This is a genomic window from Streptomyces sp., from assembly GCF_035563135.1.
Taxonomy (GTDB): Bacteria; Actinomycetota; Actinomycetes; order Streptomycetales; family Streptomycetaceae; genus Streptomyces.
Map to the genome: position 1 here is coordinate 1 of NZ_DATMVN010000400.1, position 7,244 is coordinate 7,244.

At 70.9% G+C, this 7,244-nt stretch carries 8 protein-coding genes; 4 read left to right on the forward strand and 4 right to left on the reverse strand.

Going from position 1 to position 7,244, the window contains the following annotated elements; translation table 11 throughout:
* The 3 genes from rplD to rpsJ form a co-directional block, all read right to left on the reverse strand.
* Positions 1–566 (reverse strand): 50S ribosomal protein L4 (gene rplD, locus VN520_RS17515; protein ID WP_325747864.1); only part of this gene is annotated, 566 nt, incomplete at its 3' end.
* 4 nt (positions 567–570) lie between these two features.
* Positions 571–1,215 (reverse strand): 50S ribosomal protein L3, encoded by a 645-nt coding sequence (rplC, locus tag VN520_RS17520; protein WP_014154591.1) that lies wholly within the window; start codon positions 1,213–1,215, stop codon positions 571–573.
* Between the two features lie 14 nt (positions 1,216–1,229).
* On the reverse strand, positions 1,230–1,538 hold the full coding sequence (gene rpsJ, locus VN520_RS17525) for a 30S ribosomal protein S10 (protein ID WP_003948644.1): 309 nt from the start codon (positions 1,536–1,538) through the stop codon (positions 1,230–1,232).
* Between the two features lie 521 nt (positions 1,539–2,059).
* Between rpsJ and VN520_RS17530 the strand changes: the two genes are divergently transcribed.
* The 3 genes from VN520_RS17530 (at position 2,060) to VN520_RS17540 (ending at position 4,141) form a co-directional block, all read left to right on the forward strand.
* Positions 2,060–2,932, forward strand: coding sequence for a hypothetical protein (locus VN520_RS17530; RefSeq protein WP_325747865.1), 873 nt, complete (start codon positions 2,060–2,062; stop codon positions 2,930–2,932).
* Positions 2,933–2,944: 12 nt separating this feature from the next.
* A complete protein-coding gene (locus tag VN520_RS17535; RefSeq protein WP_325747866.1) occupies positions 2,945–3,400 on the forward strand; it encodes a GNAT family N-acetyltransferase in 456 nt (151 codons plus the stop codon).
* A gap of 162 nt (positions 3,401–3,562) precedes the next feature.
* A complete protein-coding gene (locus VN520_RS17540) occupies positions 3,563–4,141 on the forward strand; it encodes a hypothetical protein (RefSeq protein ID WP_325747867.1) in 579 nt (192 codons plus the stop codon).
* A 71-nt stretch (positions 4,142–4,212) separates the two neighbouring features.
* Here VN520_RS17540 and VN520_RS17545 read toward each other — a convergent pair whose 3' ends face one another.
* Positions 4,213–5,379, reverse strand: a complete 1,167-nt coding sequence (locus VN520_RS17545) for a hypothetical protein (RefSeq protein ID WP_414719872.1) — start codon at positions 5,377–5,379, stop codon at positions 4,213–4,215.
* Positions 5,380–5,688: 309 nt separating this feature from the next.
* Here VN520_RS17545 and VN520_RS17550 point away from each other — a divergent pair.
* Positions 5,689–7,244, forward strand: a 1,556-nt coding sequence (locus VN520_RS17550) for a PIG-L family deacetylase (protein WP_325747869.1), incomplete at its 3' end; no start/stop codon positions are given.

Genomic DNA, 7,244 nt, shown 5'->3' on the forward strand with positions numbered 1-7,244 from the left:
CGCAGCACGTCGTAGGTGTTGAGCTGGTCGAAGGGTAGCAGCTCGACGTTCTGGACGTTGCGCAGGCTCTTGACCGTGAGCGAGTCCTCGCGGGTGGTCACGACCAGCACGCGCACACGCTGGGTGATCTCACGCAGCGTGGCCACGGCGGCCTTCGTGGACGGCGTGTTGCCGCCGGCGAGCGACTCCACCACGTGCACGCGACCGCTGCGGGCCCGGTCGGAGAGGGCACCGCGCAGGGCGGCGGCCTTCATCTTCTTCGGGGTGCGCTGGTCGTACGAGCGCGGCGTCGGGCCGTGGACGATGCCGCCGCCGGTGTAGTGCGGCGCACGGATCGAGCCCTGGCGGGCGCGGCCGGTGCCCTTCTGGCGGTACGGCTTGCGCCCACCACCACGGACCTCGCCGCGGGTCTTGGTCTTGTGCGTGCCCTGACGGGCAGCTGCCAGCTGTGCGACGACGACCTGGTGGATCAGCGGAACGCTGGTCTTCGCGTCGAAGATCTCCGCGGGGAGCTCGACGGTACCGGCCTTGTCGCCTGCCGGCGAAAGGATGTCAATGGTGCTCATTACCTCAAGCCCCCTTGGCCGCGGTACGGACCAGGACGAGGCCGCCGTTCGGACCGGGGACCGCGCCCTTGATGAGGAGCAGACCCTTCTCCGCGTCAACCGCGTGGATGGTCAGGTTCTGGGTGGTGACGCGCTCGTTACCCATCCGACCGGCCATGCGCATGCCCTTGAAGACACGCCCAGGGGTGGCACAGCCACCGATCGAACCGGGGGAACGGTGCTTGCGCTGGACGCCGTGGCCGGCGCCGAGGCCCTTGAAGTTGTGACGCTTCATGACACCGGCGAAGCCCTTGCCCTTGCTCTTGCCCGTGACGTCGACCTTGACGCCGGACTCGAACACCTCGGCAGTGACCTCCTGGCCCAGCGTGTACTCGCTGGCGTCAGGGGTGCGGAGCTCCACCAGGTGGCGGCGCGGGGTCACGTCGGCCTTGGCGAAGTGGCCCTTGAGGGGCTTGTTCACCTTGCGCGGGTCGATCTCGCCGAAGGCGATCTGGACCGACTCGTAGCCGTCGCTGTCGTTCGTACGGACCTGCGTCACGACGCACGGACCGGCCTTGACGACGGTCACCGGAACGACCCGGTTGTTCTCGTCCCAGACCTGGGTCATGCCGAGCTTCTCGCCCAGGACGCCCTTGATGTTCTTGCTCATCTCGGCCCGTCCCTTCAGAGCTTGATCTCGATGTCGACACCAGCCGGCAGGTCGAGACGCATCAGCGAGTCAACCGTCTTCGGGGTGGGGTCGAGAATGTCGATGAGGCGCTTGTGCGTGCGCATCTCGAAGTGCTCGCGAGAGTCCTTGTACTTGTGCGGCGACTTGATGACGCAGTACACGTTCTTCTCAGTGGGCAGCGGCACCGGGCCCGCGACCGACGCACCAGTGCGGGTCACCGTCTCGACGATCTTCTTCGCCGAGGAGTCGATGACCTCGTGGTCGTAGGCCTTGAGCCGGATGCGGATCTTCTGTCCCGCCATGGCTACTAGTAGTCCTGTCTCTCAATAACGCTCTGGAACCCGTGGTTCTCGTAACTCCGCCTCCGACCCACGCGGTCGGGCGTGTCGCATCCCCTCTACGTAGATCTCCCGAAGGATTTCCCAACCAAGGGGGTGCGGGCCGAAACCGCGCTGCCGGGGGCGAAACCCCACCGGGTGCCTGGTCAGCGCCCCACTGACGCTTCCCGGAAGATTCCCGTACGTCCGACCCCAGGGGTCGACGAGTACTGTGGGACTCGCTTCCGGTCCTCCCGGCGGGAGGCGCGCAGCATTGACACTCAACCGAGCAACCTGGCTAGTGTGCCACACAGGTCGCGGGCCTGGCCAATCGGGCCGAGGATCTTACCCCCTGCGAGGGACGGATCAAACGCGGACACCTTTCCGGAGTACCGCCCGGCCTCGCTCGCGACAGAATCGCGCACCGGTTCGATCCATCCACGGATGGGGCGAAACCGTCTTCTTCGGCATATGCCGGGAGGAATGCTGGTTCTAGTGTCCGGCTCATGGTCAATTCCTCGCACGAAGCGATGCACCGGATCTTCCAGGAGGACCCGGGCATCTTCACGCGGACGTTCAGGACGCTGGGCATCCCGTTCCCCGACACGGTCGAGGTGTCGGTGCTCACCACCGATCTCACCGAGACCCAGCCGCTGGAACGCCGTCTCGACACCTTGCTGCGGGTCGAGACCGCCGACGGCAGGCCCTATCTGCTGGCCGTCGAGTCCCAGGGGAAGAAGGATCCGGCCAAGCCCAGCAGCTGGACCTACTATCTCGCCCACCTCAACGCGAAGTACGGCATCGACCCCGTGCTGCTCGTCGTCTGCCAGGACGAGTCGACGGCGCGGTGGGCGGGGCGGCCCATCCGCATCGGACCGCCGGAGTGGCCTTCGCTGACCGTCCGGCCCCTGGCACTGGGCCCGCACAACGTCCCGGCCGTGACCGATCCGTCGATGGCGGCGCGCGATGTCCCACTCGCCACCTTTTCGGCGATCACACATGGTAAGGATCCGAATGCGGCTGCCATACTCGAAGCGCTGGCCACCGCGTTGAAGACCGTCGACGAAGAGACCGCGATCATCTTCGGCGAGCTCACCGAACTCGGGCTGGGCAACACCCCGGCCGCCCAGATCTGGAGGGATCTCATGGCCATCGACCTCTCTTTCTTCCGCTCGGAGTCCTCGCAGCGGCTGCGTGCCGAGGGCAAGGCGGAGGGCAAGGCGGAGGCCGTGCTCACCATTCTGGAGCGACGCGGGATCACCGTCCGGGACGGCGTCCGCAGCCGCATCCTCGGCTGCGGCGACGTCGAGGCGCTCGACAACTGGCTCGGCGACGCACTCACCGCGACCACGGCCGAGGAGCTCTTCACCGAGGCCTGACAGACTCCCGCCATGTGTACGCGCACCATCGGCTGGAGCCTGCGCCCGGCCGGCTCCGAAGACCTCGAAGCCATGGCCGGGCTCCGGGCCGTCGTCATGCGGCCCGACCTGGAACGACTGGGCCGGTACGACGAGCACCGGGTGCGACAGCGCCTGCGTGACGCGTACGCCCCCGAGCACACGTCCGTCGTGGAGGCGGACGGCACGTTCGCGGGCTGTGTCGCCCTGCGGCCCGGGGAGGACGCCTGGTGGCTGGAGTACTTCTACCTCACCCCGGAGCTCCAGGGCAGAGGCATCGGCACCGCGGTCCTGGCCGCCCTCCTCGCCCGCACCGACGCCGAAGGCGCGCCCGTCCGTCTGAACGTGCTGCGGGGCAGCGCCGCCCGCGGACTGTACGAGCGGCACGGCTTCACCGTGGAACGGGAGGACCCCGTGGACGTCTGGATGGTCCGCCCGCCCAGCGCTTGATCCACCGGTCACCGCTGCCACCGCCGGCTCTCCGGAGCCGGCCGCGCCGTACCGCGCCTGTCGCCCGGATGCGCCGTACCTGTGGTGGACGGGCCCCATCCCGTCGAGCGTGAGGGAGGACCTGTGGGTACCCGCAGGTCCTCCCCATGCAGAGGAGCGACGATGTCGGAACGCAACACCTTCGTCCGCAGCATCCATGACCTCGGTCTGGCTGCCTGGTTCGGCGGCTCGCTGATGGGCGCCGTGGGACTGAACGGCGCAGCCGCGGGCCAGGGCGCGAGCGAGACGGACACGGCCAGGATCGCCAGTGCCGGCTGGGCGAAGTGGACGCCGGTGAACGCCGTGGCGATCGGACTGCACCTGATGGGCGGCACCGGGCTGCTGTCCGCCAACGCCTCCCGGGTCCACACCCAGCAGGGGGTCGCGTCCTCGACTCTGGCGAAAACCGTGCTCACCGGTGCCGCGCTGGCGGCCACGGCCTACAGCCGGGTCCTGGGCAAGAAGGTGGAACTCGCGAGCTCCACCGACCCCGAGGACCTCGACAAGGCCGCACATCACCCCGTGGACCTGCACAAGGCCCGGAAACACCTGACGGCCATGCAGTGGGCGGTCCCTGCCCTCACCGGCGCCGTGGTGGTTCTCAACGCGCTGCACGGCGAACAGCAGCGGCCCCTCCAGCAGAAGGTGGGCATGCTGCAGCGGGCGGCGTCCCAGGTGACCGTGCCGCACCTCGGCCACTGATCCCCAGCCGGCTGAGGCAGGTTCCCGGTCCGTCGCCGAGCGATGGGCCGGGGACCGTCACGGCTCCCGCCTCACGTACGGGTGACCGTGCCGCAGGACCCGTCGGGCTGCCACTCGCTGCGGTCGTAGGGGTCCACGTCGGGCCCGGCGGGGTCGGGCTCCGGGCTGTCGCCGGGGAAGGCGGGGTGCAGGAAGCCGTCGTCCGTCCCGCAGGCGGTGTTGCCGACGTTCTGCTGGGAACTGACGACGGAGAGCTTGCCGCGCGTCGCCACGAACCGCTCTGGGTCGTGCAGCGCGGTCGTCAGCCGCCGCCGCACGATCGTGCGCGCCACTTCGTCCCCGCCCGGCTTCACCAGCGGGTAGACGAAGGTGTAGTCGGCGTGCACCTCCACGGAGCCTGCGGCGCCGGCTTCGAAGGTCATCTGTCCACGCGTCTTGACGACGCCGCCGGCGAGCTGCGCCTCACCCGGGTCGAACCTGCTGAACAGCGTCAGCGGGTCGTGGTCCGCATCGGGCCGCGCCAGGGCCCGTTCGAGCCGCTCCCGCTCGCCCTCCTGCAGCGGGTCGAGCAGTTCCAGCGCCTCCACGGGCTTCTCCCCCCTCAGGGTGCCCGGATCGAGGTTGGCGGCCACGAGCAGCTGCCGGGTCGCACGCAGGGCGTGCACGACCTCGTCCTTGCTCATCCCTCCGACCGCCTCGGCCTGCGGGATCTCGATCCCCTCCGCCCCGTCCGCCCAGTGGAGCGCGGGCGATCCGCGGAAGGGCTGCTCGCGCGTCGGCCGGCCGGGCCCGGTCGCGGTGGCCGGGCTGATGGTCTCCGAGGGATCCGCTCCGGACAGCCGGCCGGTCAGCAGGCTCGGCCGCATGGTGACCACGAAGATGCCCACGACCACGACGAACCCCAGGACCGCGGCGAGGCGCCGCCGCTTCCGGGAGCGGCCGTTCCTCGCCCCCGGGCCGGGGCCGGTGCGCCAGCCGTCCGGCTGCCAGGGCTCGGCCGGCTTGTTCTTCCGGCCCCGGCGCCGCCCGCCCGCCGCCGCCTCGTCCAGCGCGCGCAGGCGCGCCGTGACCATCCGGGCGCGGGCCGAGGGTTCCTTCGGCGCGTCGGCACCACCGCCCTCGGCCTGCCGGATGAATTGCGCCCACTGCTCGTCGGAGACGGATCCCTCTCCGTCCGGACGCCTGGCCGGCTCCCCCTGTGGCGCGTCGGTGCTCACTGTTGTGTTCCACTCCCCCATACAGCTCTGGCGTTCCCACTTCACGCTGCCGAGCCGCATGCGGGCAAGCGTACGACCCCAACCGTGATGATCATGTGACGGTCGTACGCCGTCCCTCGCGGCGCACGTTCACCCGGCCACCGGGGCAACGCCAGGGCCCCGATCCTCGTCTATCCCCCCGCAGGAACAGGCGCGAAGCCCTGACCTGCACTGATCGACAGCACGCAGCTCCGGGCCCCCGCCCGTCCGCTGCGGGGGGACGCGGACGGAGTGCGTGGCGTGACGGATGGACCTGCCCTGCCCGGAAACGGTGTGCGCCGGCGCACCGTCATGACCATGACCGCCACGGGCGCCGTGCTCAGCGCCTGCTCGGTACCGGCGCCCCGGCGTACGGATCCCGCCCCGGACCCCGCGCCCGGCCGGCCCGTCAGCACCGCGCGGCAGGCGCTGCTGATGCAGATACTCGCCCATCCGGACGACGACCTGTACTTCATGAACCCGGACACCCGGCTCGCCCTCGACGCCGGAACACCGCTGGTGTGCGTCTACCTCACGGCCGGTGAGGCCGACGGCGTCAACAAGGTCCCCGGCCGCGCCCGCCCGGAGCCGGACAAGGCCGCGTACTCCTCCGCGCGCCACCAGGGGCTCCGGCAGGCGTACGCCACCCTGCTCGGGCTGGAGCCGTTCACCCCCTGGGACATCTCCGTCGCCGAGCTCGGCGCGGGCCACAGGGCCGAGGTGAACGTACTGGCCGCCGACGGCCGCCGGGTCGAGCTGGTCTTCCTCAACACGGCCATGCACACCGGCCGGCACCGGCTCGGGCTGCCGAGCCTCTGGCAGGACCGCAGGCTCGTACTGCGTACGGTCGTCGCCGACGGCTCACCGCTGCGGCGCGCCGGCTCCTACACGTATGACGGGCTCATCGGGGTCCTCACCGGGCTGATGGAGAACTACCGCCCCACCGTCGTCCACACGCTGGACCCCGACCCGGACGTCCAGCACAGCACGGAGGCCGTCCGCCGCAAGGACAGCGAACAGCGCGGCTACTCCGACCACGCCGACCACACGGCCGCGGCCTGCTTCGCCTGGGCGGCGATGTTCCGCCGGGCGGCCCGTGCGACCGCGGACGGAGGCCGGGTCCCCGGTTTCGTGGCCACCGCCTACCGCGGGTACTACAACCGGCACTGGCCGAAGAACCTGCCGCCGCGGGTACTGGCGGCGAAGGCCGCCCACCTCGTCCCCTACGGCGGTTCACCCGAGTGGGACTGCGGCAATCCGTCCGGCTGCGGGGACTACAACGTCGGCGGCGACCGCCCCCTCACCAACCGCAAGGGCTGGGTCCGCTCCACCCACCACCGTTACCAGGGCACGCGCACGGTCCTTGCCGCCGGGCCGGACGGCCGGCCGGCGGCCTACGCCGTGCTGGGCCTGCGGGTGGTGCGGTGGCAGGAGACCGGGAAGGACAGCGGGGTCTGGGGACCGCCGCGCGACCTCGGCGGCGGACCGCTCGCCCCGGTACTGGGCTCGGCCACCGCACAGGACGGGCGGCTGCTGCTGTTCGGGCTGCGCTTCGCCGCGTTCGGCGGGCACGGCGCCGACAACGAGCGCGAGATCGTGCTGCTGGAACAGGGCGCCCCGGGCGGCGGTTTCCTCGCCTGGCGCGGTCTCGGCACTCCCTCCGCCGGCCGTGACGAGGGCCGCCGCATCGGCGTACCGGTGGCCGCCACCGCGCCGGACGGGCAGATACACCTCTTCGTACGCAACGCGGGCAAGGGCCTCAGCACCCGGGTCCGGGACGGTTCGGGGCGGTGGGGTGCCTGGCGGGACATGGGCGGCGGAGAGGTGCAGGACGGTCTGCGCACCACCGTGGACGGGGGCGGGCGCCT